The sequence below is a fragment of the Methylobacterium sp. Leaf361 genome, assembly GCF_001424445.1.
Classification (GTDB): Bacteria; Pseudomonadota; Alphaproteobacteria; order Rhizobiales; family Beijerinckiaceae; genus Methylobacterium.
This window is the reverse complement of record NZ_LMPY01000034.1, coordinates 305,651-331,650: the sequence shown is the minus strand read 5'-3', so window position 1 is coordinate 331,650 and position 26,000 is coordinate 305,651. Positions and strand designations below refer to the sequence as shown.

The following is a 26,000-nucleotide window of genomic DNA, read 5'->3' as shown; positions in this document are numbered from 1 at the left end:
GCGTGCCTGGAGCCGGTCGACATCGGGGGCCTACTGCGCCGCGGCATCGACGATGCGGCACAGGTTCTGGTCGACATCCTGACCGATCTGACCGGCCTGCACCATGAACAGGGCGTCGACCCGGCTGCCCGCCCCGGCCTTGCGCACGACGACCCGCAGCGTCTGCGGTCGCCCCGAACCGGATGTCTCCTGCTGGGCCGTCAGGGTGCCGAGCGCCTTCTCCACGTGCACGCCCACGAACCCCTCGGCCAGGACCGCCCGCGTCACCCGGTCGAACGCGGCCCTGGGGCTGACCGAGGGGAAGATCATCCACGTCTTGTAGGTGATGGCCTGGAGCATCGGCGTCCCCTCGCTCCGGTAATGGTCGCGGCACGTCTCCGCCGCGGCCGCCGGGAGCGGGAGCGTCGACAGGATGGCCGCGTAGATGAACGCGTTCCGCATCGATCCCATGGGGCGCCTCTCACTTCGCTCTGCTGGTGGCTCTACTGGTGGCTCTGTCGGTGACCTGCCGGACCTGTGCAGCGGGGGCCCGGTCAGGCGTGGATTCGCCGGATGAGCGAGGCCGGGCCGCACCGGCCGGCCCCGCGGGTCTCAGAGCTGCGGCGTGGCCGCTGGCCGGGGGCGCGGCGCCGGCGCCATCGCGCGTGGCGGCGGAGGCTCGGTCCGAGGCGGCGCGCCGGGCGCGTCCGCCGCGGCCGCCTCGGACTTCGGAGGCTCCGCGACCGGTGCCGGCCGCGGGGCCGCGACCGAGCCGCGGACCGTGTCGCGCAGGAAGTCGCCGGTGCTGGTGCCGGCCTCCCGGGGGGCCGGAGCCGGCGTCGCCCGGGCCGCCGGCGCGGCCTGCCCGGCGCCGCCCGCGCGCGGGACGGGCGCCTGCGACACCGCCGGGGCCCGGCGGGGCTCGCCCGGCGGCACGGTGATCCGGAACGTGTACGGCACCGTGGACCCATCCCCGAAGGTGACGTCGATCGACAGGGTGTCGAGTCCGGAGAAGTCGGGCCGTGCCGTGTAGTAGAGCGACATCGAGTCCTTCTTGGCGTCCTCGCAGCCGTCCGGCTGCCGGATCTGCGCCCCGGTCTCGTCGACCTTGCCGCTGAGGATCCGGAACTCGCGCCGCTGCTCGATGCGCCCGCCGCGCGGCGGCCTGACGAGCTCGATCGTGGCCGCGCGCGAGCGGCACCCCTGCGTGGCGAAGTAGTAGGTGAAGCCCTGGAGGAAGATCCGCTGGCCGGCGCGCGCGGTCTTGTTCTCCACCTCCGCCCGGGCCGGCAGGGCGAGGCAGAGCGAAATGCAGAGCGGCAGGCAGAGCGCCGATCCGAGGGCGAGGACGCCGGCGCCGATGCGCCGACGCGGTCGGGCCGTTGCCGCGGATCGGGGGGCGTTCGGGAGGCGCTGATGCACGGGACTCGTCCTCGGCTTGGCGGTGGGGGTGCGGGCGGCCGGTCCGGCCGTCCGCGCCGCAGCTGCGTCAGAGCTGCGGCGCGGCGGGCGGGCGCGGTGGTGCCAGCTGCTGCGGCGGCGGCGGCGCGGGCGTGCCGGACACGGGCGCCGCGGCCTCGGCGGCCTTCGGGGGTGGCGCGGCCGGCGCCGGCCGGGTGGCCGGGACCGCGCCCCGGACCGCGTCGCGCAGGAAGTCGCCGGTGCTCGCCTCCCGAGGCGCCGGAGCCGGAGTCGCAGCCGGAGTCGCGGCCGGAGTCGCCCGCTCGGCGGGAGCGGCGCGCGCCGCCGGGGCCGGCCGCGCGAGGCCCGCGTCGCGGGGGGCAGGTGCCTGGGACACCGCCGGCGCCCGCCGGCCCTCGCCCTCGGGCACCGTGATCCTGTAGGTGTAGGTGGCCTCCTCGCCGGTGACGAACGTGACGATCACCGACACCGTGTCGTGGCCGGCGAAGTCGGGCCGGGCCGTGTAGTAGAGCGTCCGCGCGTCCCGCTCGACGTCCTGGCAGCCGTCCCGCGACGGGGTGCCGTCGATGTTCTGGCCGAGGACCAGGAACTCGCGCCGCTGCTCGATGCGGCCGCCGCGCGGGGGCGTGACCAGCTCGATCGCGGCCGCCGGAACGGACGGGCAGCCCGGTCGGGTCTCGTGGGTGGCGTAGCCGTCGAGGCGGACCCGCTCCCCGGGCCGCGCGGTCACGCTCGTGGATCCCGCGAGCGCCGGTCCCGCGAGGCAGAGCCCCAGGAGGCCGACGAGGATCCCGGTGCCGCCGGCCCCTCCCGTCGTAACGCGTCGTGCCATGGGATCCTCCTCGGGTTCGCGGGTCGGGCGGTTCCGGTCCGCGGCGAGAGCCTCACTTCGCGTCGCCGCGCGTCAGGACCGGCTTGCCGCCGTCGGTGCGGAACCGGACCGCGTAGGTGCTGTTCGCCGACTGGGCGTTGCAGGTGATGACCACCGGGCCGCCCATCGGGTTGGGCATCTCGCAGGTGCCCTTGACCTTGAAGGTGGACTGGTCGCGCTCGGCGTACATCAGCTCGTCGACGGGCTGGTGCAGGGTGCCGCCCTCGACGAAGCCCTTGGCCGAGGCCATGAACGCCATGGCCTTGCCGTCGGTGGTGCCGAAGATGAACCCGGCCTTCGGGCTGCCGACGACGGAGGTGTTCACCGCCTCCGGGGCGCAGGTCGCGGTGAGGTCCTCCCCGTCCATCATCAGGGACTCGCAGCGGCCCTTGAAGGACAGCTTCAGGAAGGTGCCCGGCGGCGGATCGCGCCCCTCCGCGCCGTCGCGCGGCGGAGGCGGCGCCTGTGACGGCGCCTGTGCCGGTGGCGGCGACGGCGGCGGCGACGGCGGAGTCTCGGGCGGGGCCGGAGCCCGGGCCTCGGCCCGCCGGTCCCAGCCGCCGCGGGGCTGGCCGGGCTGCCAGACGCAGAGACGGGCGCCGTCATTGTCCCAGCAGGGGCCGCTCGGCGACAGGGCGCCGAGGGCCTCGGCGGCGCGCAGGCCCCCGGACGACCCGTTCCAGAAGGCCGTGGCCTTCAGCGGGTTCTGCGGGTCGCGGACGAGTTGCGCCACGACGTCGAGCTTGCCCGCGGCGTAGGAGCGGATCTCGAAGCCGCGGGCGCCGGTCTGCCCGGTCTCCGACCGGAACTGGCAGGCCCCGTCGAGGCGGACATCGCCCGCGACCTCGAGGTAGCAGTCGGCGGCCCGCGGGGCTCCGGCCTCGGGCGCCGCCGCGGGGGCGCCGCCGAAGCCGGGGCGGCCCTCGCCGACCTTCCAGGCGCAGATCCGGCTCCGGGACCCGGTCCAGCAGGCGCCCTCCGCGGTGACGCTGTCGGCGGGGCCGTCCTCGGGCTTGCCACCGGGCTCCCGGTTCCAGGTCGCCGTGCCCTGGCCGGGCGCCGTCACCGACACGACCACGCCGTCGCGCAGGTAGCCGTCGGTGTAGGTGGCGAGGCGGAACCCGCCCACGCCGTAGCTGCGCGCGTCGGTCAGGAACTCGCAGACCCCGTCGATGACGGTCCTGCCGTCGGCCGCGAAGAAGCAGTCGGCCTTGCGGACCTTGATCTGCGCCTGCGCGGCGGCGGGCAGGAGGAGGCCGGCCAGCAGGCCCGCCATCAGGGCGGCGGTGCGATGGCCGATGCGGTTTCCGGCCCGGGGGGCCGGGAACCGCGCGGGATCCTTGCGACGGGGACCCATGATGGCCGTCTCCTATGGATTGCCGAGGAGGCGGCGCGCCGCCTGGATGGTCCGGTCGTTGCGCTGGTCGACGACGCGGCCCTGGTAGAGATTCCGGTCGGCGAGGCGCTGCTGGAGGGCGGCCCAGAAGCCGGCGCCCCACTGGTCCTGCTCGAGATTCTGCAGGATCTCGGTGGACTTGAGCTCGAGGGCGCGGATCGTCAGGTCGGCGGCCTTCGCGGGGTCCCGCTGCAGGCCGGCGCCGCCGAGATCGTACAGGAAGGCCGCCGAGGCCGCCGCGGGGGCGAAGGAGCGCTCGACCGCGAGGCGCTCGAGATACCGGGCCGCCAGGGGGCCGTCCGGCGCGGTGACCCGCTGCTCCCGGTTGGCCGGGGACAGGTGCATCGCGGCGTAGAGGTACTGCGCCACCGGGACGCCGCTCTCCGCCAGGCCCCGGAGCTTCGCCGCGTCGGCGGCGTTGGAGACCGCGCTCTTCGACAGCGCGATGAGGTCCTCGACGCTCGGCGTTGCCGCGGGCGGTGCCGGAGGCGGCGGGCCGGCGGGCTTCGCGGCGCCGGTGTTGCCGGCTCCGGGGTTGCCCGCCCCCGCACTGCCAGCTCCCGCGTTGCCCTGCGGGCCGGCACCCCGGCCGGCCAGGGCCTGCACGGCCGCGCGCGTCTGCGGCGTCGCCGTCCCGTCGGCCGGCCCGGTGTAGAAGCCGCGTTTGGCGAGGTCGCGCTGGATCGCCGCCACGAGGTCGGGGGGCTGGCGGCCGAGCTCGTCCGTGAAGGTGGTGACCGCCCGCGGCAGCTTGGCCGCCACCGTGTTCATGTAGAGGTCGGCGGCCTTCTGCGGATCCCGCGGGACGCCGCTCGCGGCATCGGTGTAGCAGCCGGCGATCCAGTAGAGCGTCGACCAGGAATCGAGGTAGTTGGTCCGGGCCGCGACCGGGTTCGCCTGGAAGGCCAGCCCGTAGCGGCAGCCCCGCTTGAAATCGTGCTGGCCGCGGGCGGGGTCGAGCAGGAGCTCGGTCATGCCGCGCTGGGCCCCGGGGAAGCCGAGGTCGGCGGGCTTCTGGTAGTAGGTCAGGGCCTTGGCGGCGTCGGGCTTGACCGGGTTCTTGGCGTAGACCGCGGCCCATTCGGGATTGTAGAGGGCGCCCATGAACGACCGGGCGCTGACGTCGCCGGCCTCGGCGGCCGTCCGCAGCTTCTCGAAGGCGGCCCGGTCGCCGTCCTTGCCGGCCTTGTCGAGCAGGTCGAGATAGAGCTTCTCGTTCTCCTTGCTGTCGGCGGGCTTGCCCCACTCGCCCGCGGGCTTCAGCAGCGCGAGGGCGAGGCCGGCCAGGAGGGCGACCGCGGCCTGAGGCAGGACTAGCCAGGCGAGGCGGTAGCGCGCGTCCGCGTACCAGAGCGTCGCGTGCGCCCGGAGCCGGTCGGTCCCGATCGTGACGCCGCTCATGACTTGGCTTTCATGTAGGCGCGCAGGGCCGTGATGACCGCGGAATTGCGCTTGTTCTCGACCGGGAGCGTGTAGAAGCCGCGGGCGGTCAGCGCGGCCTGGATCGCGCCCCAGAACCCGTCGCTCCAGCTGCTCGACTCCGGGTACAGCAGCCAGAAGGTGACTTGGTCGTCCTTGAGGTCGACGCCCCGCAGGGCGAGCGCGGCGGCCTTCCGGGGATCCTTGGCGACGTTGCCGTAGCCGGAATCGTACAGCACCGCCGCCTCGCCGGCCGCCATGCCGTTGCCGGCGGCCGCGGCGCGCTCGTAGGCGGCGACGGCGACCTGCGCGTCCGGCGCGAAGACGTCGCCCTTGTTCATCACCGGGTTGAACAGGCGCGCGTAGGCGGTGAGCGCGTCCGCGTCCCCGGCCTCGGCGCGGCGCTTCAGGTCGGCCATCTTCTGCCGGTCGCCGGTCCGGGCGGCGGCCTGGAGGGCCAGCACCTCCGGATCCGGACCCTTGGGCGCCATCCGCCGCGGCTCAGGCCGCGGGGTCGCGACCGTGTTGGTGATCCCCGCCTCCACCTGGAGGGCCGTGATGATCCCGGGATTGGGCCGCCCGTCCACCGGGCCGATGTACCGGCGCTGCTCGGCCAGGTGCCGCTGGATGCCCGACACCAGGGCGGGGTTCTGCTGCCCGAGATCGTTGATGAAGGCGTCCATCGTCGGCCGGTGGCGGCGCCACAGCACCGCGGTCACCAGCCCCCCGGCCCGCACCGGGTCCTGCGGCAGGCCGCTCTCGGGCTCGACGTAGCAGGTGGCGAGCTTGACGGTCAGCCGCTCCTCGCCGGTGATCGTGCGCTCGAGCGTCTCGGGGGCGTCGATCCAGGTCTGGGCCAGGCGGCAGCCGCGCCGGAGGTCGCGGTTGGGGTTGGCCGGGTCGAGCAGCACGTCCGCGAGGCGCGTGACCGCCAGGAGATCGCCGATCGCGGCGCCCGGTCCGTAGAGGGCGGCCGCCCGGGCGAAATCGTTCGGCGCGGGCTTGTTCGGGAAGTAGGCGGCGGTCAGGGGGTCGTAGAGCGTCCCGAGCTTGGTCGCGGCGTCGATCTGGCCCTGGGTGGCCGCGGCGGTCAGCGCGTCGAACGCCGCGCGGTCGCCGTCCTTGCCGGCCCGGTCGCGCAGGGCGCTCAGCTCGGCGAGCCGCGCCTTCGAGGCGGTGGCCGGCTGACCCCAGACACCCTGCGCGGCCAGCGCCATGCACAGGCCCGCCACCGCGCAGGTCACGGCCTGCGGCAGGGCGAGCCAGGCCAGGCGGTAGCGGCGATCGTCGTACCAGAGGGCCGCGTGCGCGCGCAGCCAGTCCTCGCGGGCGATGCTCATGGCCGCGACGGCTCCCGGGCCGTCACGACAGGGCGGCGGGGCGCGGGGCCCCGCCGCCGAGCGCCCGCTCGACATCCACGAGCTCGAACTGGCCGTAATCGCCCAGGGGATCGCTGGCGAGGCGCATCGCCTGGGCCTCGCGCAGGCGCTCCAGGAGCGTGCGCATCTCGCGGGCATTCGCCCAGTCGTGCCGCTGCGCGCGCTGCTCGACCCACGGGATCAGCAGGGTCTCGAAGCGCGGCGGCAGCCGGAACGATTGCCGCGACGCCATCAGGCGCAGGATCTCGACGAGGTCGTACGGGTCGTAGGCCGGGAACGCGACGGTCTTGGTGAAACGGCCGGCGAGGCCGGGATTCGTGTCGATGAACCGGGCCATGTCGCCGGTGTAGCCGGCGACGATCACGATGATCCGGTCGCGGTTGTCCTCCATGAACTTGAGGAGGGTGTCGATCGCCTCCTTGCCGAAGTCGCTGCCGCCCCCGCCGCCCTCGGCCAGCGTGTAGGCCTCGTCGATGAACAGGATGCCGTCGAGGGCCTCGCGGCAGCGCTCCAGGGTCTTGGCCGCGGTCTGGCCGACATAGCCCGCCACCAGCCCGGCCCGGTCGACCTCGACCACGTGCCCCTTCCGCAGGACGCCGAGCGTCCGGAAGATGTCGCCCATGATGCGCGCCACCTCGGTCTTGCCGACGCCGGGCGGCCCGGTGAACACCATGTGCTGGCTCACCGCGCCGACCTCGATGCCCTCGGCGCGGCGCCGGGCATCGACCAGCACCCGCGCCGCCACGGTCTTCACCTGCTCCTTGACCGGCGCGAGCCCGATCATCGCGTCGAGGCGGGCCATGACCTTCCGGGCCGCGTCCATGTCGACCGCGCCGCCGGCCTGGCGGCCGAGGGCCGCGGCGATGTCGGCGGGTTCGAGCCGGTTGATGTCGCCGCCGGGGCTGGCGGCGAGGCGCAGCGCCTGCGCCTGGCGGGCCTTCTCCAGGACCGTGCGCATCTCGCGGGCGTTGGCCCAGTCCTCGGCCTTCGACCGGGCCCCGACATAGGCGGCGAGGTCCTTCTCGAACCCCTCCGGCATGACGAAGCCCTGGCCCGCGGCCATGCGCTTCAGGATCTCGGCGAGCTCCGGCGGGCTGTAGGGCGGGAACTCGACGGTCTTAGTGAACCGGCTGGCGAGGCCGGGATTCGCGTCGATGAACCGGCGCATGTCGTTGGTGTAGCCGGCGACGATCACGATGATCCGGTCGCGATTGTCCTCCATGAACTTGAGGAGGGTGTCGATCGCCTCCTTGCCGAACTCGCCGCCGCTCCCGCCGCCGGGAGCCAGCGCGTAGGCCTCGTCGATGAACAGGATGCCGTCGAGGGCCTCCTTGCAGCGCTCCAGGGTCTTGATCGCGGTCTGGCCGGCGTAGCCCGCCACCAGCCCGGCCCGGTCGACCTCCACGAGGTGGCCCTTGCGCAGCACCTTGAGCGCCTTGAAGACGCTGCCGAGGACCCGGGCCACCTCGGTCTTGCCGACGCCGGGTGGCCCGGTGAACACCATGTGCTGGCTCATGGCCGCCACCGGCAGGTTCTGGGCGCGGCGCTGCTGCTCCACCTGCATCCGGGCGATGACGCCCTTCACCTCCAGCTTCACGGGGTCGAGCCCGACCATGCCGTCGAGGGTCGCGAGCGCGGTGGCCAGGAGGTCCTTCTTCTCCGCGGCTGCGCCGTCGTCGACGAAGCGGATCGGGCGGATCTTGCGGCTCGCCCGGGCCCGGTCCAGGGCGCGCCGCGTCGCCTCGATCCGCGCCGGGATGTAGCTCGCCGCGAGCAGGCCGCCGACGAGGCCGCCGAGGATCAGGCCGTTGCGCAGCAGCGCCGACGGCGTCGCGGCGAGCGACCCGAGCACGTCCGGCCGCAGGGCGACCAGCAGGCCGGTGGCACCCAGCACGATGACCGCGAAGAGCGCGACCGGATGCTTGTCGAGGCGTTCCATGGACGTGGCGAACCTTGGTGCTGGCCCTGGTGATGGCCTGGGTGCTGGCCTGGGTGCTGGGCGCGCGTGGCCCCTCGGGCCGCCCTCAGGCGTCCTCGCCGGTGGCGCGGAGCAGATCGACGATCTCCAGGCGGCGCAGGTCGCCGCCCTGCAGGGCGACCCGGGCGGCCTGGGCCTCGCGGGCCTTCTCCAGGAGGGTGCGCATCTCGCGGGCGTTCGACCAGTCGTCGGCACGGGACCGCTGCGCGAGCCAGGGGGTCAGCGCCGCCTCGAACCCCTCGGGGAGCGTGAATTGCTGCCGGGCCGCCATGCGCCTCAGGATCTCGCAGAGATCCTTCGGGCTGTAGGGCGGGAACTCGACGGTCTTGGTGAACCGGCCGGCGAGACCGGGATTGGTGTCGATGAACCGGCGCATGTCGTTGGTGTAGCCGGCGACGATCACGATGATCCGGTCGCGGTTGTCCTCCATGAACTTCAGGAGGGTGTCGATCGCCTCCTTGCCGAAGTCGCCGCCGCCCCCGCCGCCGGCGGCCAGCGTGTAGGCCTCGTCGATGAACAGGATGCCGTCGAGGGCCTCGTGGCACTTCTCGAGGGTCCTGGCCGCGGTCTGGCCGACATAGCCCGCCACCAGGGCCGCGCGGTCGACCTCCACGAGATGCCCGCGGCGCAGCACCTCGAGGGACCGGTAGATCTCGCCGATCGCCCGCGCCACCTCGGTCTTGCCGACGCCGGGCGGCCCGGTGAACACCATGTGCTGGCTGATCGCCGCCACCGGCAGGCCCTCGGCGCGCCGCCGCTGCTCCAGCTCCAGCCGCGCGATCAGGGCGTTGACCTCGCGCTTGACCGGCGCGAGCCCGACCATGGCCTCGAGATTCGCGATCACGGCCTCGGGGGACCGGGCCTCCACGACCCGGCGCGGCGCCACGATCAGGCGCGGCAGGGCCAGCAGGCCGCCGGCCGGCTGCCCGAGGCCGGCCTCCGCCTTCCGCGCGGCCGTCGCGGTCGCGGCGAGGCCCAGAGCCGCCAGCAGGGCGACGGCGATCCCGATCGCCGCCTTCCAGCGCAGCTCCGGCCCGGCGGCGTTCCACCAGGCGACCGGGCCGTAATCGGTGCTCAGCAGGAGCGGGGTGAGGACCGCGACCACCAGCCCGGAGACGACGAAGGGGAGGATGGCGGATTTCGACATCCGTCAGCCTCCGCAGGGCTTGCTGGTATTCCAGATCACGGGGATCCGCTGGACGCCGCCGGTCGTGTCGATCTTCAGGCCCGGCGTCAGCTCGACGAAGACGTCCTTGGCGGCGCCCTCGATGATGATCTCGCCCTTGCCGGTCTCGTAGGGCGCCGGGAACGGGACCGCGATGTTGATCGGGCCGTCGGCGACGTTGAAGGCGGGGGACAGGTAGTTCCCGGCCCGGATGCGCACCACGCCGCCGGCATCGGCCGCCATCTTCGACAGGCGCATCTGGCCCAGGGGGGCTCGGCAGGCCTTGGCCTCCGCGACGATCTTGTCCTTCTCGTCGGAGGGCAGGGTCTCGGCGGCCTTGTCGATCTCGCCCGCCTTGACCAGCGTCAGGGCCGGCCGCGCGGCCGTCCCGGCGGTCTCGCCGCTGCCCGAGAGCAGCACGCCCGCGACGGCGCCCGCCGCCACCAGGCCGCCCACGATCGCGATGAGGCTCGGCGAGAGGCCCGGCTTGGCGGCGGGCGGGGCGCTCGGGGCCGCGCGGGGCTCGGAAAGCCTATCCTGGGCCTGCCGCTCAGCATTCTGGTGTTCGACTTCCGACATCCAGCGGGCCCCCGAACATGGAACGACGTAATTCGTGCGTCGCGTCGGCGCGCACGACATGACAAGCAGCCTCGCTTTTTTTGGAAAGATTCGAAGAAATTAGCGGGCCGATGCCTGTCACCATGACCGGCCGACTTCTAGGCATGCGGAAAAAACCGGTCTACTAGTGTATATGACCTATCGTCGCAGCCTTGACACGCTGGGGATTTTCCTCGGCATGGCTCCGCGCCGCGACGTCATGGGGATAGATTCCGATGCTGCGACCGGGAGTGGCATGAACGGCTCCGCGCGAGAGACCCTGATCGTTGCCGACGACCACCCGCTGTTCCGCGAGGGCATGCGGCGCATCGCGGAGCGGCTCTACCCGCAGGCCCTGGTCCGGGAGGCCGCCACCATGGAGCAGGTCCTGGCGATGGCCCGCGCCGGGGCGCCCCCGCGGGCGTTCCTCCTCGACCTCCTGTTCCCCGGCCTCGATCCCCGCCACTCCATCGGCGCGCTGCGCGTCGAGTTCGAGCGGGCCTCGATCATCGTCGTGTCGATGATCGAGGACGAGGGCCTGATCCGGACCGTCATGGCCGAGGGTGCCGACGGCTTCATCGGCAAGGCGCTGCCCGCCGCGGAGATCGCCCAGGCGATCGCGGCGATCCGCGACGGCGAGTTCGTGATCCGGCGCAGCCCGGTCTCGGGTCTCGCCGCGCCGCGCGGCCCGCTCCCGCCCCTGACGCAGCGCCAGCGCGACGTGCTGCGCCTCGTCGCGCTGGGACGCACCAACAAGGAGATCGCCCGGGAACTGGAGATCTCCCCCTTCACCGTCCGCATCCACGTCTCGGCGCTGCTGCGCGCCCTCGACGTCACCTCCCGGTCCGCCGCGGCCGCGAAGGCCGCCACGGCCGGCGTCGGGGATTGAGGAGGCGGACCGTGCGGCGGGGCCGATCGTACACCTGTCCGAATGGCCCGGTGCCGGGCTCCGTGGCAGAGCCCGGCGCATGAGACGGGCGGGACGGGCGGGACGGGCGGGACGGGCGGGACGGGGAGACGGGCGCGCGGCCCGCGGGCGTTTTCTGACGGGCCCGGCCCTGGCGGTGCTGCCGGTGCTGGCGGCCGGACTGGCGGTCGGACTGGCTGCCGGGCTCGCTGCCGCGCCCGCCGCGGCCGATCCCGACCTCGCCATGCTGCCGCGCGCCACGGTGCTGGCGGCGATCTGCGGGCGGCCCGCCGACAAGGAGGCCGAGACCTGCCGGATGAAGGACGGCCGCACGGCGGAATTCTGGACCGCCGCGATGTTCTCCACCGAGACCGGGAGCCGGTTCACCGGCTTCGTCACGATGCCGGCCCCGGGCGCGGACGCCGCGGCGCCCGACCGGCTGAGCGTCGCGGCCGCCACCTACGTCCTCAAGGATATGCGCTGGCGCCTCGAAGACGTGCAGGTCCTGTCCGGCCGGATCGGGACCGGGAACCGCAACGGCGGCGCCCCGGAGGTGGACGAGCGGCTCGGCGCCGTGTTCAGGCCGCTGAGCCGGGGCCGCCTCCTGATGGGCCTGCGCCTCACGGTCTACGGGACGGCCGGATCGCAGGGCTTCTCGTACCTCCTCCTCCAGTTCCGCGACGCGCCGGCGCACTGGACGCTCGCGGGCGAGGTCGCGGCGGGCGCCGACGAGACGGCCGGCTGCGCGGAGGATCCCTGCCGGCTGGGATCGAGCACGGGACGGCTGGAGATCCTGCCGGAGGATCCGCGCGACCCTGCCGCGTGGCCCCCGGTCCGGGTCACGCTGAGCGGCACCGTGCTGGGCGCGGACGGGGCGCTGCGTCCGGCCACGGACCGGGATGCCCGGGTCTATCGATTCGATCCGGGCGCCGGTACCTACCGCTGACGGCGCCCGCGACCGTGCGTGCGGCCGGTCGACGCGATCAGACCTGCAGTGAAGTAAAAAATAATCTGCCGCATATTTTCCGCAGGAACGTCTCGCTGCAGCACGGGGACCATTGTAGCGGAGACTGAATAAGCGGTTCTAGCACCGAAGACTCGTCCGCGCCGCCACATCGCGGGCTCCCGTCGCGTCTGGTGGCGTCGATCACCTTCAGGTAGACTTGTCAGATCTGTCCGCGATCGGCGACGGCGGCGCGCCGTTGCCCGGATCCCGGGCGGCGACGCGGCAGGGCGACTGCACGATGAAGCGACAGCGGGAGACCGGGGCCGGCACGGCGCGATTCAGGGCGGACGCCGCGGGGTCCGCTCCGGTGGAGCGGGTGCCCTGCCTCGGTCTCGGTCTCGGCGTCGCAGCCGGCCGGGCCTGAGCCGCCGATGTTCGGGTCGCGGCGCCGGCGGGACGAGGCGTACGACAACGAGAAGGCGCAGGCGCTGATCCGGGCCGTCGTCATCGGCCTCGCCTGCCTGTATCTCCTGCCCCAGATCTACGGCGGGATCGCCCCGCCGGAGGCCCGGTTCGTCGCCTATCTGGTGACGTGCCACTGGGTCTTCGCCGTGGCGCTGTACGGCTGGATCAGCCGCAATCCCGGCAGCAACACGCCGCGCCGCGTCGTCACCTTCCTCCTCGACCTCGGCGGGATGACCTACACGATGGCGGTGGGCGGCGCGCCGTTCCTGCCGCTCTACGCGATCGTCATCCGGCTGATCGTCGGCAACGGCCTGCGCTACGGCGTCACCGCCCTGAAGGCGTCCACGGCGGCGGCCCTGGTCTCGATCGCGGTGACCACGTACTTCAACGCGTACTGGCGCGCGAACCCGTTCCTCGTCCTGACGCTGACGGCCATCACCGTCCTCGTGCCGACCTACATCTACAGCCTGCTGGAGCGCCTGCGCGGCGCCTACGAGCGCGAGCAGGAGGCGAGCCTGTCCAAGTCGCGCTTCCTGGCGCAGGCGAGCCACGATCTGCGCCAGCCGATCCACGCCATCAGCCTGTTCACCGCCTGCCTGCGCGGCGCCCGGCTGGGGCCGGAGGAGCTGCAGATGGTCGAGAACATCGACCGGTCGCTGCAGAGCGTCTCGCGCCTGTTCAAGTCGCTCCTGGACATCTCGACCCTCGACAGCGGCCGGGTGGAGCCCCGGCCCGAGCCCGTCGCGATCAACGACATCCTCGAGGATGTCCGGCGCCAGAACTCCGAGGCCGCCCAGATCGCCGGGACGGCCCTGCGCAGCCGCGCCTGCGCGGTCGTGGTGCGCACCGACCGGGCCCTGCTCACGACCATGGTCCAGAACATCGTCAACAACGCGATCAAGTACGCGCCCGGCCGGCCGATCCTGATCGCCTGCCGCCGGCGGGGCGACCGGCTCGCCATCCAGGTCTACGATCGCGGCCCCGGGATCCCGGTCGCGCATCAGGAGCGGGTCTTCGACGAGTTCTACCAAGTCCGCCGCCGCGGCGACCGGGACGTCGAGGGGGTGGGCCTCGGCCTGCCGATCGTCCGGCGGCTCGGCACGCTCCTGGACCTGACGGTGACGCTGCGCTCGGTGCCGGGGCGCGGGACCTGCGTGACGATCGGTGACCTGCCCCTCGCCCGGGCCCCGCAGCCCGCGGCCCTCCCCGCCCGGCTCGACCCGCCGGCGACGATCGGCGGCCTGCGCGTGCTGCTGGTGGAGGACGACGCTGCCGTGCTGCGGGCGACCGCCAGCCTGCTGGAGAAATGGGGCTGCCGCGTCCGGCCCGAGACCGGGATCCCCGACGCCGTGCCGGAGATCGACCTCCTCATCACCGATTTCGAGCTCGGGAACGGCGTCACGGGGACGGACTGCATCGCGGCGGTCCGGAGGCTCGCCGGCCGCCCGCTGCCGGCGGTGGTGATGAGCGGCCACGACGAGGCGCGCGTGCGCGAGGATCTGGGGGCGCCGGACATCCCGATCCTCTCGAAACCGGTCCGGCCGGCCGAGCTGCGCTCCGTGCTCACCGCCGCGAGCCTCCGGCTGCGCCCCCGGCCGGCGCCGGCCGCCTGAGGCGCGGTCGGCGCCCTACCGGGCCGGCTCGTCCGGGGCCCTGCCCGGCTCCCTGCCCGGCTCCTCGCCGGGACGCGCGGTCCCCGTCCGGCCGCCCTGCTGGTCGAGCATCGCCCGGAGCAGCGCGTCCCGCGCGAGGCCGTGCTCGGTCGCGATGCGGTCCACGATCCGGAGCGCCTGCGCGGCGGGGGAGCGGTCCGTCACCGGCAATTGCGCGAAGGCTTGGCCGAGGCGCGTTCCCGCGACGTATCCGATGACGATCCCGACGAGGACGCCGCAGGCGCCGGCCAGGATCAGGACACCGAACTTCATGACTCACCCGCCGGCTGCCGCGAGACTGCCGGCCTTCTGACCATCCCGCGCGGGTGATCTCAAGAGGCGGGCGGCCGGCTCGGCGGCCCCGGTCGCCGCGTCAGCCCTGCTCCGCGCGGTCCGCGCCGTCGCGGGCCTCGGCCTCCCGCCGGGCCGCGCGGGCCTGGGCGATCAGGTCGACGGCCGTCAGCGGGGCGTTCGCCCCCACGCCGCCGGCCAGCAGCAGGCCCGGCGGTACCGTCCGGACCTGGGCACGGCCGCCGCGGACGCCGCGGCGGCCGGCCCTTCGATCGGTCGCGTTCGTCATGACAGCGCGCCGCCCGTCAGCGCGGGCCGGCCTGCGGCCGCGGCCGCGGAACGGCGATGGTGACCAGCTCGCCGGTGATCGGATCCAGGATCGTCATGGGCCCCCCCCTTGGTTGTGCCCCATGGCGGACCTGAATTGTGTTTTAACATTGGCCAACCGAGGCCGTGTGCACAGATTTGGCGGTCGATGTCGGCCCCGGCCGCGCTCCGATTGTTGATTATCCGTCCCGATATCCGGATCGAAGTGCGGTATTCCCGGGCCCGGCGCTGGCGGGACGTGCGGCGGGACGTGCGGCGGGCCCGCTAGACGGACATCCAGCGGAGCACGTCGGCCTCGACCATCCCGGCCCGGGGGCCGGCCAGCACCACCTGCCCGCGATCCATCACCGCGTAGGAATCGCAGAGGTCGCGGGCCCACTCGAAATACTGCTCGACCAGCACGATCCCCATCTCGCCCTTGCCGCGCAGGTAGGTGATCGCCCGGCCGATATCCTTGATGATCGAGGGCTGGATGCCCTCGGTGGGCTCGTCGAGCACGAGGAGCTTCGGCCGCGTCACCAGCGCCCGGCCGATGGCGAGCTGCTGCTGCTGGCCGCCCGAGAGGTCGCCGCCGCGCCGGTGCAGCATGTCCTTGAGCACCGGGAACAGGTCGTAGATCTCCCCCGGGATATGGCGGTCGCGGCGCCTGAGCGGCGCGAAGCCGGTCTCCAGGTTCTCCTTGACGGTGAGCAGCGGGAAGATCTCGCGGCCCTGGGGCACGAAGGCGATCCCGGCGCGCGCCCGGTCGTAGGGCGCGAGGCCCTGGATCGGGCGGCCGTCGAGACGGATCGCGCCGGAGCGCACCGGCTGCTGGCCGACGATCGCCCGCAGCAGCGAGGTCTTGCCGACGCCGTTGCGGCCCAGGACCGTGGTGACCCGCCCGGCCTCGGCCGTCAGCGAGACGCCGCGGAGCGCCTGCGCGGCGCCGTAATAGAGGTCGATGCCGTCGACGGAGAGCATGGTCATCGTCCCAGATACACCTCGACGACCCGGGGGTCGGCCGAGACGGCGTCGATCGAGCCCTCGGCCAGCACCGCGCCCTCGTGCAGGCAGGTGACCCGGCAGCCGAGGTCCCGGACGAAGTGCATGTCGTGCTCGACCACCAGCACGGCGTGCTCGCCGGCGATGCGGCGCAGCAGGCGGGCGGTCTCGGCGGTCTCGGCGTCGGTCATGCCGGCCACCGGCTCGTCGACCAGCAGGAGCTTGGGGTCCTGCGCGAGCAGCATGCCGATCTCCAGCCACTGCTTCTGGCCGTGGCTGAGATCGGCCGCCGGGCGGCCCCGGTGGGCCAGCAGGCCGACGGTCTCCAGCAGCGAATCGATCCGCGCGGCCTCCACCCGGTTGCGCCAGCCGAACAGGGACGCGAAGGCGGCGCGCGGACCTTTGAGGGCGAGCAGGATGTTGTCGGCGACCGTGTGGCTCTCGAACACGGTGGGCTTCTGGAACTTGCGGCCGATGCCGAGGTCGGCGATCGCCGGCTCGTCGCTCCTGAGCAGGTCGTGGGTGCCGTCGAACAGCGCGATGCCGCTGTCCGGCCGCGTCTTGCCGGTGATGCAGTCCATCATGGTGGTCTTGCCGGCGCCGTTCGGGCCGATGATCGCCCGCAACTCGCCGCGGGCCAGGGTCAGCGACAGGCCGCGCAGGGCCTTGTAGCCGTCGAAGGTCACCCGCAGGTCGTCGAGGTAGAGGAGCGCGTCCGTCTCGCGCTTCCGGTTGGCGGGGCCGCGGGCAGCGGCATCCGGCGGTTCGAGGAGGTCGGTGCTCACGAGCCCTGCCCTTCTTCGGCGAGTTTCGGGGCGATGGCGGGCTCCGGCGGCAGCTTGGCGGCGGCGCGCCGGGAGCCGAACCGCTCGATCGCGGTGCCGACGAGGCCGCGCGGCAGGAACAGCGTCACGAACACGAACAGGCCGCCGAGTGCGAACAGCCACGCGTCCGGCATCGCGCCGGTGAGCACGGTCTTGGCGTAGTTGACCAGCACGGCGCCGAGCGCCGCGCCGACCAGCGTGCCGCGACCGCCCACCGCCACCCAGATGACCGTCTCGATGGAGTTGGTGGGCGCGAACTCCCCCGGATTGATGATGCCGACCTGCGGCACGTAGAGGGCGCCGGCGACGCCCGCCATCATGGCCGAGACCGTGAAGGCCAGCGTCTTGAAGTGCTCCGGCCGGTAGCCGAGGAAGCGCGTGCGGCTCTCGGCGTCGCGCACGGCGATCAGGATCTTGCCGTAGGCCGAGACCGTCATGACCCGGGCGATCAGGTAGCCCAAAGCCAGCGCGATTCCGGTGGCCACGAAGATGCCGACGCGGAAATTCTGGGACTGGACGGAGACGCCCAGGAGATCCTTGAAGTCGGTCAGCCCGTTGTTGCCGCCGAGCCCCATGTCGTTGCGGAAGAAGGCGAGCATCAGCGCGTAGGTCAGCGCCTGGGTGATGATCGACAGATAGACGCCGGTCACCCGCGACCGGAAGGCGAGCCAGCCGAACACGAAGGCCAGCAGGCCCGGCACCAGCAGCACCATCAGGGCCGCGAAGGCGAAGTGGTCGAAGCCGTACCAGTACCAGGGCAGCGCCTTGTAATTCAGGAACACCATGAAGTCGGGCAGGACCGGGTTGCCGTAGACGCCCCGGGCGCCGATCTGGCGCATCAGGTACATGCCCATCGCGTAGCCGCCGAGGGCGAAGAACGCGCCGTGGCCGAGCGAGAGGATGCCGCAATAGCCCCAGACGAGGTCGAGGCTGACCGCGAGCAGCGCGTAGGCGAGGTATTTTCCGAAGAGCGAGACGAGGTAGGTCGGCAGGTGCAGGCCGGAGCCCTCCGGCACCGCGAGATTCAGCACCGGCACGGCGAGGCAGAAGGCGGCCAGGACGGCGAGGAAGATCCAGCCCTTCAGGTCGATGAGGGGGGTGCGAGGCGGCATGGGGCTCACGATTCCACCGCCCGGCCCTTGAGCGCGAACAGGCCGCGCGGGCGCTTCTGGATGAACAGGATGATGAAGATCAGGAGGCCGATCTTGGCGAGCACCGCGCCGATATACGGCTCGGCGAGCTTGTTCACGACGCCGAGCGTCAGCGCCGCCACCAGCGTCCCCCAGAGGTTGCCGACGCCGCCGAACACCACCACGAGGAACGAGTCGATGATGTAGCCCTGGCCGAGATTGGGCGACACGTTGTCGATCTGCGAGAGGGCGACGCCCGCGATCCCCGCGATGCCGGAGCCGAGCCCGAAGGTCAGGGCGTCGACGTAGGGGGTGCGGATGCCCATCGCGGCGGCCATGCGGCGGTTCTGGGTGACCGCCCGGGTCTTCAGGCCGAAGGACGTCTTCCGCAGCACGAACAGGAGGCCCAGGAACACGGCGAACGCGAACACGATGATCCACATCCGGCCCCAGGTGATCGACAGGCCGTAGAAGTCGAAGGCGCCGCTCATGAAGGCGGGGGCGCCGACCTCGCGGTTGGTCGGGCCGAAGATCGAGCGCACGCCCTGCTGCAGCGCGAGGCTGACCCCGAAGGTGGCGAGCAGCGTCTCGAGCGGGCGCCCGTACAGGAAGCGGATGATGAACCGCTCGATCAGCACCCCGACGAGGCCGGCGACCAGGAACGCGCAGGGGATGCTGATCGCCAGCGACCAGCCGAACAGGACGGGCGCCTTGGTGCGGATCAGCTCCTGCACGAGGTAGGTCGTGTAGGCGCCGAGCATCACCATCTCGCCGTGGGCCATGTTGATCACGCCCATCACCCCGAAGGTGATGGCGAGCCCGATGGCGGCGAGCAGCAGGACCGAGCCGAGCGAGATGCCGTACCAGACGTTCTGGAGGGCGCCGATAATCGCGAGCCGCGTCTCGATCGCCGCGATGCCGCGGGCGGCGGCGGCGCGCACGGCCTCGCTCGGATCCGCCGCGAGACCGCGCAGGATGCCCATCGCGTCGCCATCGCCCCGGGCCTGGATGGCTGGAATCGCGGCAATCCGGTCGGGTTCCGCGGTGCGGGGCCTCGCGAGCAGCACGGCGGCGCGGGCCTCGGTGAGCGCCTGCCGGACGCCCGGACTGGTCTCGCGGGCGAGCGCCGCGTCGAGGGCCGGCAGCGCGGCCGCGTCCCGCGCCTTGAACACCGCGTCGGCGGCGGCCCGGCGCCGGGCCGGGTCGGGGCTCGCGAGGTCGAGCTGCCCGCGGGCGGCCTCGATCGCCCGGCGGACGCGGTTGTTGGCCCGCACCGGCTTGAGGTCGGGGCTGTCGGCGGCCGGGGCGCCGGTCCTCGCGTCCACGACGGCGCCGCCCTGCCGGATGAGCAGGGTCTTGTCCGGGCCCACCAGCAGGCGGCCGTCCGACAGGGCCGAGAGGATTGCGTCGGCGCGCGGGTCGCCAGAGGCGGCGAGGCCGGAGACGCCGGCCTCGATCTCGGCGTAGCCGTCGCCGGCGAGCTGGCCGTAGGGGTCGGGCGCCTGCGCGAGCGCCGGGGCGGCCAGCATCAGGAACAGGAGGGTCAGGAGACGGAGCATCGGGGCCGTTCTGCGAGCCAGGAGCGGTGCGCCCCACACGGGTGAGGCGCGTGTCCCCTCTCCCCGCTCGCGGGGAGAGGGGGTGCAGGGCTTACGCGCCGCCGCAGGACTTGGTCTTGGTGTTGTAGTTGCCGCACTTGAGCTTGACCCAGTCGGCCTCGAGGTCCTTCGAGCCCTCGAGCTGCTTCGACCACGCCTCGCCGGGGATCAGGCCCTCGGTCTTCCAGACCACGTCGAACTGGCCGTTCGCCTCGATCTCGCCGATGAAGACCGGCTTGGTGATGTGGTGGTTCGGCAGCATCTTCGCGGTGCCGCCGGTGAGGTTCTTCTGCTCGATGCCCGGCAGCGCGTCGATCACCTTGTCGGGGTCGGTGGTGCCGGCCTTCTCGACCGCCTTCACCCACATGTTGAAGCCGATGTAGTGGGCCTCCATCGGGTCGTTGGTGACGGCCTTGGGGTTCTTCTTGAACGCCTGCCACTTCTTGATGAAGGCCTCGTTCTCCGGCGTCTTGATCGACTCGAAGTAGTTCCAGGCGGCGAGGTGGCCGACCAGCGGCTTGGCGTCGATGCCGGCGAGCTCCTCCTCGCCTACCGAGAAGGCGACGACCGGGATGTCGGTGGCCTTGATGCCCTGGTTGCCGAGCTCCTTGTAGAACGGCACGTTGGCGTCGCCGTTGATGGTCGAGACCACGGCGGTCTTCTTGCCGGCCGAGCCGAACGCCTTGATCTTCGACACCTCCGTCTGCCAGTCCGAGAAGCCGAACGGCGTGTAGTTGATCATGATGTCCTCGTCCTTGACCCCCTTGGACTTGAGGTAGGCTTCGAGGATCTTGTTGGTGGTGCGCGGGTAGACGTAGTCGGTCCCCTCCAGCACCCAGCGCTTGGCGCCGCCGCCATCCTCCGACATCAGGTAATCCACCGCCGGGATCGCCTGCTGGTTCGGGGCGGCGCCGGTGTAGAACACGTTCCGCTCGCTCTCCTCGCCCTCGTACTGGACGGGGTAGAACAGGATGTTGTCGAGCTCCTTGAAGACCGGCAGCACGGACTTGCGCGACACGCTGGTCCAGCAGCCGAACACGGCCGCGACCTTGTCCTTGCTGATCAGCTCGCGAGCCTTCTCGGCGAAGAGCGGCCAGTTCGAGGCCGGATCGACCACCACCGGCTCCAGCTTCTTGCCCAGCACGCCGCCCTTGGCGTTCTGCTCGGCGATGAGCATCAGCATCGCGTCCTTGAGGGTGGTCTCCGAGATCGCCATCGTGCCCGACAGCGAGTGCAGGATCCCGACCTTGATGGTCTCCTGCGCCCGGGCGGCGCCCGCTCCCAGCGTGCCCATCGCCAGCCCGGCGGCCAGCGCGGCGGCCGAGGCCCAAGTTCCAAATGCCTTCATGGCGGTCCCCTGCGTCGTCTTCCTCGCGACGGGGCGGGCTTCGCAAATCGTGTGCCAATTATTTAGGCATGGCGCGCCGGGAGGCTGCTCGGGGCGCGCCGGCGCCCAGAAGGACGGCGTTTCGCCCGCCGGAGCGGCAACGCCGTGCCGCGTCCTGCGGCGTCGAGGGGGCACGTCGGGGGCAGGCGGACCAAGCGATGGGCACCGGCGACCGCAATCTCGCCAGCACGTTGAACGGATGCGGATCGATGCCACTTACCTCAGCCCGCGGGGCGGGCGGCGTCCGTCCGCCGGGGCGGGAGGGGGTCCTGGGCTGAAGGCTGTCATGGCAGAGCGCTACTATTTCCGCCTGAGGAGCGACGGCGAGACGATCGAGGACGAGACCGGCGTCCTCGCCGCGTCGGTCGCGCGCGCGGAGGCGGAGGCGCTGGTGCTGATCGAGGAGTTCCGGAAGGCCGGCGAGCTGCCGGACGCCGCGGCGGGCTGGCGGATGGAGATCCATGACGCGAACGGCACCGTCCTGCGCACGCTGCCGCTCTCCTGATACGCCGACCCGGCCCCATGCCCCGACGGGCACGACGCGGCGCGACTTGTCGCGACTTTCGCGGCCGATGCCGGGAGGCGGCCCCGGTCCGATCGCGCCGAGAGCCGCATCCGGGCGTGGCGATCATTTGATGCGTTCGCGGAGTAAGGATAAGCCGTCACGCGTTTACGCAGAGGCAGCTCCGCGCGCGGGGCAGGATGTCCGGGAGATCCCTTGAACCCCTTCCTTCGGAAGCTGGCCCTGCGCGCGAACCTGGACGAGGGCGACGTGGCCGCCCTGGCAGCGGCGACCAGCGATGTCGCGCAGGTCGAGGCGGGCCGCGACCTGGTCTCGGAAGGCGTGCGGCCCGACGCCGCCTACGTGATCCTCGACGGGTTCGCCTGCCGCTACAAGCTGGTGCCCGACGGGGGGCGCTCGATCCTCGCCTACCTCGTGCCCGGCGACGGCTGCGACCTGCACGCGTCCCTGCTCAACCGGGCGATCCATTCCGTGGCGACGCTGACGCCCTGCACCGTCGCCTCGGTCCCCTACCGGACGATCAAGGAACTCGCCGCCCTCCGGCCCAACATCTACCGCGCCCTCTGGTGGTCGATCCTGGTCGACGAGGCCGTCCTGCAGGAATGGCTCGTCGGGGTGGGGCGCCGGTCCGCCGACAGGCAGGTCGCCCACATCATCTGCGAGCTCTTCGCGCGCCTGAACGCCGTCGGCCTCGGCCTGGAGCCCGATTACCGCCTGCCGCTGGCGCAGTCCGAACTGGCCGACACGGCGGGGCTCTCGAACGTCCACCTCTCGCGCGTCCTCTCCGATCTGCGCAGGGCCGGCCTGATCGAGAGCGGGCGCAAGAGCGTGCGCGTGCCGAATCTCGAGCGTCTGCGGGAGTTTTCCGGGTTCACGCCCGACTACCTGCTCCTGCCCGGCCCGAACCCGGCCGTGGAGGCGCTCGGCGCGCTGCCGCAGATGACCGGGCAGGTGCGGGCGGCCTCGAGATCGTGAGCCTCACCGGCCGTCGCCGTCCCAGTCCGTCTCGGGATCCTCGGCCACGCGGCGCCCGATCTGGGCCGTGAGCGGCACGCGGATCGCGCAGCGCAGCCCGTCCGGCTCGTAGCGCAGGTCGACCGCCGCGCCGAGATCGTAGGCCAGCATCTCCGTCAGCACGTCCGTGCCGAAGCCGCGCCGTCCGGAGGCCTGGACACCGCTGCCGCCGGTCTCGGCCCAGTCGAGGCTGAGGACGGGCGGTCCGGCCTCCGCGTCCGTCACCCGCCACGCGGCGCGGATCCGGCCCTGGGGGAGCGCCAGGGATCCGTGCTCCACCGCGTTGCTCGCCAGTTCGTGCAGGGCCAGCGCGACGACCTGGGCGACCTTGGGGCGGAGGCGCACCCGCGGGCCCGCGAGGCTGGCCTGCTCGCCCTCGCGGGCGAGGTGGAACATCAGCTCGTCCGAGATCAGCGTGTGCAGGTCCGCGTCGCCGAACGCGTCCGTGGCGGCCTGCACGCGCATGATCGCCCCGAACCGGCCGTCGAGATGCGCCACGTAGCTCTCGACATCCGCGGCGCTCTCGGCGGAGCGGTGCATGACGGTGCGCATCATCGCCATCGTGTTGCGCATGCCGTGGCGCAGGCCGTCCGGGAGCCCCGCCGCGTCGAGCAGCCGGCGCAGGCGCGCGTTGTCGGCCTCGAGGGCCGCGAGTCGCTCCGCCGGATCGCGAGGGTCTGTCATGCCGGGCCACTCCGGATGTGTTCAACCTGGCTCAATCACCGCGGGGCGGGCAGGGTTCAGCGCGCGGCGGCGTGGCCGGCCTCGGTGAGATGGAGGTACGCGGTGTCGAAATGCGCGAGCCGGGCGAGCGCGGTCGGATCGTGGATCGTCAGGCGCCGGCTGCGCAGGGTGATCAGCCCCATGCCGCGCAGTTCCTGGAGCGTGCGGTTGATGTGCACGCTGGTCTGCCCCATCGCGTCGCCGAGATCGTTCTGCGTCATCGGCATCGCGCAGGTATTCCCGTCGCTCAGGCCGATGGCCGCCAGGCGCGCGTGCACCTCGCAGAACAGGTGGGCGAGGCGCTCGATCCCGGTGCGGCTGCCGAGGCTGACCGTCCACTCGCGCTGGATCGCCGCGGTGGCCAGGGCCTCGCGATGGAAGGCCATGTCGAGCCGCGGGCTGCGGGCGATCACGTCCCGCATCGCGGGGCCGGAGATCTGGCCAAGAAGCACGGGCGTGATCGCGCCGATCGCGTGATCCATCTCGTCGAGGAGGAAGATGTGCGGGTCGCACGGGTCGCCCGGGAGCAGGAGCGAGACGATCTGGCGGCGCCCGTTGGCGAACTGCCGGTACCGGCAGGCCCAGCCCTCGAGGATCACGTTGATCGCGCGCGGATCGTCGCCCTCGTGGATGATGTCGGTGCGCGCGGCGACCATGCGGCTCGGGCTCATGGCGTCGGCCAAGCACATCCGGTCGTCTTCGGAGAGCCCGACATAGCAATTTAGCTTGTGCACGAGCGGGTTTGGCATGGCGGCGTCTCCACGACGGCGTGGGGGCGCGAACCTACATTTTGTTTCAAGCCATGAATACTTATGCAGATTAGTTTGTGCTACCGTAAGGTGTCTTTCCGCCCGCCCCACCCGGCCGAATCGCCCGGATCCGGGCCCGTCACCGTCGCGAGGCGGCAAGATCTCGGCGGTTCGGGCGGCCCGTCGTCAGGACTAGAGCAGTGATCCCGCGCCGGCCTCTCCCGGAGGGAGAATGTTCGCGCGTCGTGTCGAAATTGAAAAGACTGTGCTTTTGACTTCGTGGACCCGGCGGAGCACGATTTGACGGGCGGGAATGCCGGAATATCGGCTCGGGACACGTCGTCGTCCTGTTCCTCGCCTTCTCTCAACGGGTTCCGCCGGTTCGCGCCGCAGCGGACGGCCTATCGTGGACGGATTCCTGCCCATGCAGCCTGCGCTGCGCCTCGTCCGCCCGGTCCGGGACGGGCGAGGCCCCCTCCCCCGGCCCGCCGGCCGCCCGGCGGCAGGCCCCGGCGGCGGCCCGCACCGGGACCGGGCGGACGCGGTCCTGTCGGTCGAGGGGCTGTCCCTCGCCTTCGGCGGCACCGTCGCCTTCGCGGAGATCGACCTCGCGGTCGGGGCCGGCGAGATCCACGCCGTGATCGGGCCGAACGGCGCCGGCAAATCCTCGCTGATCAACGCGATCACCGGCCTCTACGCACCGCGGGCCGGGCGGGTGCGGCTCGGCGCGGAGAGCTTCGCCCGGGTGCCGGCCGGGCGGCTCGCCGCGCTGGGCGTCGCCCGGACCTTCCAGAACCTCGCCCTGTTCGCGGGCCTGAGCGTGCGCGACAACGTCCTCGCGGGGCTCTCGGCCGCGCGGCGCGCCGGGCCCGCGGCCCAGATCCTGGGCCTGCCCTCCGCCCGGCGGGAGGCGCGCGCCCACCGCGCCGCCGCCGAGGCGGTGATCGGACGCCTCGGCCTCGCGGCGGTGGCCGACCGCCCCGCCGGCAGCCTCCCCTACGGACTCCAGAAGCGGGTCGAGCTCGGCCGGGCCCTGGTGGCCGGGCCGCGGCTCCTGCTCCTCGACGAGCCGATGGCCGGCATGACGGCGACCGAGAAGGCCGAGATGACCGGCTTCATCCGGGCGGCGCGGGATCGGTCCGGGGCCGCGATCGTCCTGATCGAGCACGATATCGGCGTCGTCATGCGCCTCTCCGACCGGGTGACCGTGCTCGATCACGGCCGCCGCATCGCCACCGGCACGCCCGCGGAGGTGCGGGCGGACCCGGCGGTCATCGCGGCCTATCTGGGGCTCGCGGACGGGGAGGCGGATGCCGCCGCTGATCCCGCCGCGGATGGAGACGCGGCCGAAGACGGGGACGCGGCCGCCGCATGAGCCCGGATCTCGCCTTCCTGATCGAGGTCGTCGTCGGCGGCCTCCTGTCGGGCGTCATGTACGCCCTCGTGGCGATCGGCTTCGTGCTGATCTACAAGACCTCGGGCGTGCTCAACTTCGCGCAGGGCGCGATGGTGCTGTTCGCCGCCCTCACCTTCGTGAGCCTGACCGAGCGCGGCCTGCCCGTCCCGGCGGCCCTGGCCGCGACGCTCGCCGCGATGGTGGTGGTCGGTCTCGGCGTGGAGCGCCTGGTGCTGCGGCCGCTCGTCAACCAGCCGCCCATCACCCTGTTCATGGCGACGCTGGGCGTCGCCTACGTGATCGAGGGCGCGGCCCAGCTCGCCTGGGGCACCCAGGTCCACGGCCTCGACCTCGGCATCGACGACACGCCGATCGATCTCGGCGGCGTGCTGGTCAGCCGGTTCGACCTGTTCGCCGCCGCGGTGGCGGGCCTGATGGTGGCGGTCCTCGCCGCCTTCTTCCGCTACACCCGCACCGGCCTCGCCTTCCGGGCGGTGGCGGACGATCCGCTCGCCGCCCTCAACACCGGCCTGCGCCTGCCCCGGATCTGGTCGGCGGTCTGGATCGCCGCCGGGATCGTCGCGCTGGTGGCGGGGCTGCTCTGGGGGGCGCGGCTCGGCGTGCAGTTCTCCCTGTCGCTGGTGGTGCTGAAGGCGCTGCCGGTGCTCGTGCTCGGCGGCTTCGACTCCGTCGCCGGGGCGATCGTGGCCGGGCTGATCGTCGGCGCGGCGGAGAAGCTGTCCGAGGTCTATCTCGGGCCGGTCATCGGCGGCGGCATCGAGGGCTGGATCGCCTACGTGGCGGCCCTGGGCTTCCTGCTGGTCCGGCCGTCGGGCCTGCTCGGCCTGCGCGCCGTCGAGCGGGTCTGAGCCGCCGTGGTG

25 protein-coding genes are annotated in these 26,000 nt (G+C 72.7%); 7 read left to right on the top strand and 18 right to left on the bottom strand.

From position 1 onward, the window contains the following. Positions 1-30: 30 nt before the first annotated feature. The 9 genes from ASG32_RS22245 to ASG32_RS22205 all read right to left on the bottom strand — a co-directional run bounded on the left by ASG32_RS22245 (position 31) and on the right by ASG32_RS22205 (position 10,188). Positions 31-450 (bottom strand): hypothetical protein, encoded by a 420-nt coding sequence (locus ASG32_RS22245; protein WP_056530795.1) that lies wholly within the window; start codon positions 448-450, stop codon positions 31-33. A 141-nt stretch (positions 451-591) separates the two neighbouring features. Further along, on the bottom strand, positions 592-1,401 hold the full coding sequence (locus ASG32_RS22240; protein WP_056530793.1) for a hypothetical protein: 810 nt from the start codon (positions 1,399-1,401) through the stop codon (positions 592-594). A gap of 67 nt (positions 1,402-1,468) precedes the next feature. Further along, the gene (locus tag ASG32_RS22235; RefSeq protein WP_056530789.1) at positions 1,469-2,233 is read right to left on the bottom strand and encodes a hypothetical protein; all 765 of its coding nucleotides are present in this window, start codon (positions 2,231-2,233) and stop codon (positions 1,469-1,471) included. Positions 2,234-2,285: 52 nt separating this feature from the next. Beyond that, positions 2,286-3,629: a hypothetical protein gene (locus ASG32_RS22230; RefSeq protein ID WP_056530786.1), complete on the bottom strand. Its 1,344-nt coding sequence runs from the start codon at positions 3,627-3,629 to the stop codon at positions 2,286-2,288. Positions 3,630-3,641: 12 nt separating this feature from the next. After that, on the bottom strand, positions 3,642-5,069 hold the full coding sequence (locus ASG32_RS22225) for a peptidoglycan-binding protein (protein ID WP_056530783.1): 1,428 nt from the start codon (positions 5,067-5,069) through the stop codon (positions 3,642-3,644). Next, entirely contained in the window at positions 5,066-6,427 is a 1,362-nt protein-coding gene (locus tag ASG32_RS22220; protein WP_056530960.1) for a hypothetical protein, read from the bottom strand. Before ASG32_RS22220 ends, ASG32_RS22225 begins: the two co-directional genes overlap by 4 nt. A 22-nt stretch (positions 6,428-6,449) precedes the next feature. Continuing rightward, positions 6,450-8,405, bottom strand: coding sequence for an AAA family ATPase (locus ASG32_RS22215; protein ID WP_056530780.1), 1,956 nt, complete (start codon positions 8,403-8,405; stop codon positions 6,450-6,452). Between the two features lie 85 nt (positions 8,406-8,490). Beyond that, complete coding sequence (locus ASG32_RS22210) at positions 8,491-9,591, bottom strand: AAA family ATPase (RefSeq protein ID WP_056530777.1); 1,101 nt, start codon at positions 9,589-9,591, stop codon at positions 8,491-8,493. A 3-nt stretch (positions 9,592-9,594) separates the two neighbouring features. Further along, entirely contained in the window at positions 9,595-10,188 is a 594-nt protein-coding gene (locus ASG32_RS22205; RefSeq protein ID WP_056530774.1) for a hypothetical protein, read from the bottom strand. A 274-nt stretch (positions 10,189-10,462) separates the two neighbouring features. Here ASG32_RS22205 and ASG32_RS22200 point away from each other — a divergent pair, with 274 nt between their 5' ends. The 3 genes from ASG32_RS22200 (at position 10,463) to ASG32_RS22185 (ending at position 14,137) form a co-directional block, all read left to right on the top strand. Continuing rightward, on the top strand, positions 10,463-11,095 hold the full coding sequence (locus ASG32_RS22200) for a response regulator transcription factor (protein ID WP_042671988.1): 633 nt from the start codon (positions 10,463-10,465) through the stop codon (positions 11,093-11,095). A gap of 79 nt (positions 11,096-11,174) precedes the next feature. After that, positions 11,175-12,059 (top strand): hypothetical protein, encoded by an 885-nt coding sequence (locus tag ASG32_RS22195; RefSeq protein WP_244492106.1) that lies wholly within the window; start codon positions 11,175-11,177, stop codon positions 12,057-12,059. Between the two features lie 431 nt (positions 12,060-12,490). Continuing rightward, positions 12,491-14,137: a hybrid sensor histidine kinase/response regulator gene (locus ASG32_RS22185; RefSeq protein WP_056530766.1), complete on the top strand. Its 1,647-nt coding sequence runs from the start codon at positions 12,491-12,493 to the stop codon at positions 14,135-14,137. Positions 14,138-14,152: 15 nt separating this feature from the next. On the opposite strand, the gene ASG32_RS22180 is transcribed toward ASG32_RS22185, so the two are convergent. The 7 genes from ASG32_RS22180 to urtA all read right to left on the bottom strand — a co-directional run bounded on the left by ASG32_RS22180 (position 14,153) and on the right by urtA (position 20,675). Beyond that, positions 14,153-14,449, bottom strand: coding sequence for a hypothetical protein (locus ASG32_RS22180; protein ID WP_056530763.1), 297 nt, complete (start codon positions 14,447-14,449; stop codon positions 14,153-14,155). Between the two features lie 100 nt (positions 14,450-14,549). Then, positions 14,550-14,756 carry a hypothetical protein gene (locus tag ASG32_RS22175; protein WP_020095148.1) on the bottom strand — a complete coding sequence of 69 codons (207 nt, stop codon included), beginning with the start codon at positions 14,754-14,756 and terminating at the stop codon, positions 14,550-14,552. 302 nt (positions 14,757-15,058) lie between these two features. Further along, on the bottom strand, positions 15,059-15,754 hold the full coding sequence (urtE, locus tag ASG32_RS22170; RefSeq protein ID WP_020095147.1) for an urea ABC transporter ATP-binding subunit UrtE: 696 nt from the start codon (positions 15,752-15,754) through the stop codon (positions 15,059-15,061). 2 nt (positions 15,755-15,756) lie between these two features. Further along, positions 15,757-16,467 (bottom strand): urea ABC transporter ATP-binding protein UrtD, encoded by a 711-nt coding sequence (gene urtD / locus ASG32_RS22165; protein WP_042675143.1) that lies wholly within the window; start codon positions 16,465-16,467, stop codon positions 15,757-15,759. An 89-nt stretch (positions 16,468-16,556) separates the two neighbouring features. Next, on the bottom strand, positions 16,557-17,711 hold the full coding sequence (urtC, locus tag ASG32_RS22160) for an urea ABC transporter permease subunit UrtC (protein WP_056530760.1): 1,155 nt from the start codon (positions 17,709-17,711) through the stop codon (positions 16,557-16,559). A 5-nt stretch (positions 17,712-17,716) separates the two neighbouring features. Further along, positions 17,717-19,288: an urea ABC transporter permease subunit UrtB gene (gene urtB / locus ASG32_RS22155; RefSeq protein WP_056530756.1), complete on the bottom strand. Its 1,572-nt coding sequence runs from the start codon at positions 19,286-19,288 to the stop codon at positions 17,717-17,719. Positions 19,289-19,379: 91 nt separating this feature from the next. Beyond that, complete coding sequence (gene urtA, locus ASG32_RS22150) at positions 19,380-20,675, bottom strand: urea ABC transporter substrate-binding protein (protein ID WP_056530753.1); 1,296 nt, start codon at positions 20,673-20,675, stop codon at positions 19,380-19,382. Positions 20,676-21,000: 325 nt separating this feature from the next. On the opposite strand from urtA, the gene ASG32_RS22145 reads away from it, so the two are divergent. Beyond that, on the top strand, positions 21,001-21,219 hold the full coding sequence (locus ASG32_RS22145; protein WP_056530749.1) for a hypothetical protein: 219 nt from the start codon (positions 21,001-21,003) through the stop codon (positions 21,217-21,219). A gap of 213 nt (positions 21,220-21,432) precedes the next feature. After that, complete coding sequence (locus ASG32_RS22140; protein ID WP_056530746.1) at positions 21,433-22,212, top strand: Crp/Fnr family transcriptional regulator; 780 nt, start codon at positions 21,433-21,435, stop codon at positions 22,210-22,212. A gap of 3 nt (positions 22,213-22,215) precedes the next feature. Here the strand turns inward: ASG32_RS22140 and ASG32_RS22135 are convergent, their stop codons facing one another. Continuing rightward, positions 22,216-22,935 carry an HWE histidine kinase domain-containing protein gene (locus ASG32_RS22135; protein WP_056530743.1) on the bottom strand — a complete coding sequence of 240 codons (720 nt, stop codon included), beginning with the start codon at positions 22,933-22,935 and terminating at the stop codon, positions 22,216-22,218. A gap of 56 nt (positions 22,936-22,991) precedes the next feature. Beyond that, positions 22,992-23,723, bottom strand: a complete 732-nt coding sequence (locus ASG32_RS22130; RefSeq protein ID WP_056530740.1) for a Crp/Fnr family transcriptional regulator — start codon at positions 23,721-23,723, stop codon at positions 22,992-22,994. A 424-nt stretch (positions 23,724-24,147) separates the two neighbouring features. Here ASG32_RS22130 and ASG32_RS22125 point away from each other — a divergent pair, with 424 nt between their 5' ends. Both ASG32_RS22125 and ASG32_RS22120 read left to right on the top strand, forming a co-directional pair. Continuing rightward, complete coding sequence (locus ASG32_RS22125; RefSeq protein WP_082557998.1) at positions 24,148-25,098, top strand: ABC transporter ATP-binding protein; 951 nt, start codon at positions 24,148-24,150, stop codon at positions 25,096-25,098. Then, complete coding sequence (locus ASG32_RS22120; protein ID WP_042675144.1) at positions 25,095-25,988, top strand: branched-chain amino acid ABC transporter permease; 894 nt, start codon at positions 25,095-25,097, stop codon at positions 25,986-25,988. The genes ASG32_RS22125 and ASG32_RS22120 overlap by 4 nt, the downstream gene beginning before the upstream one ends. Positions 25,989-26,000 lie beyond the last annotated feature (12 nt).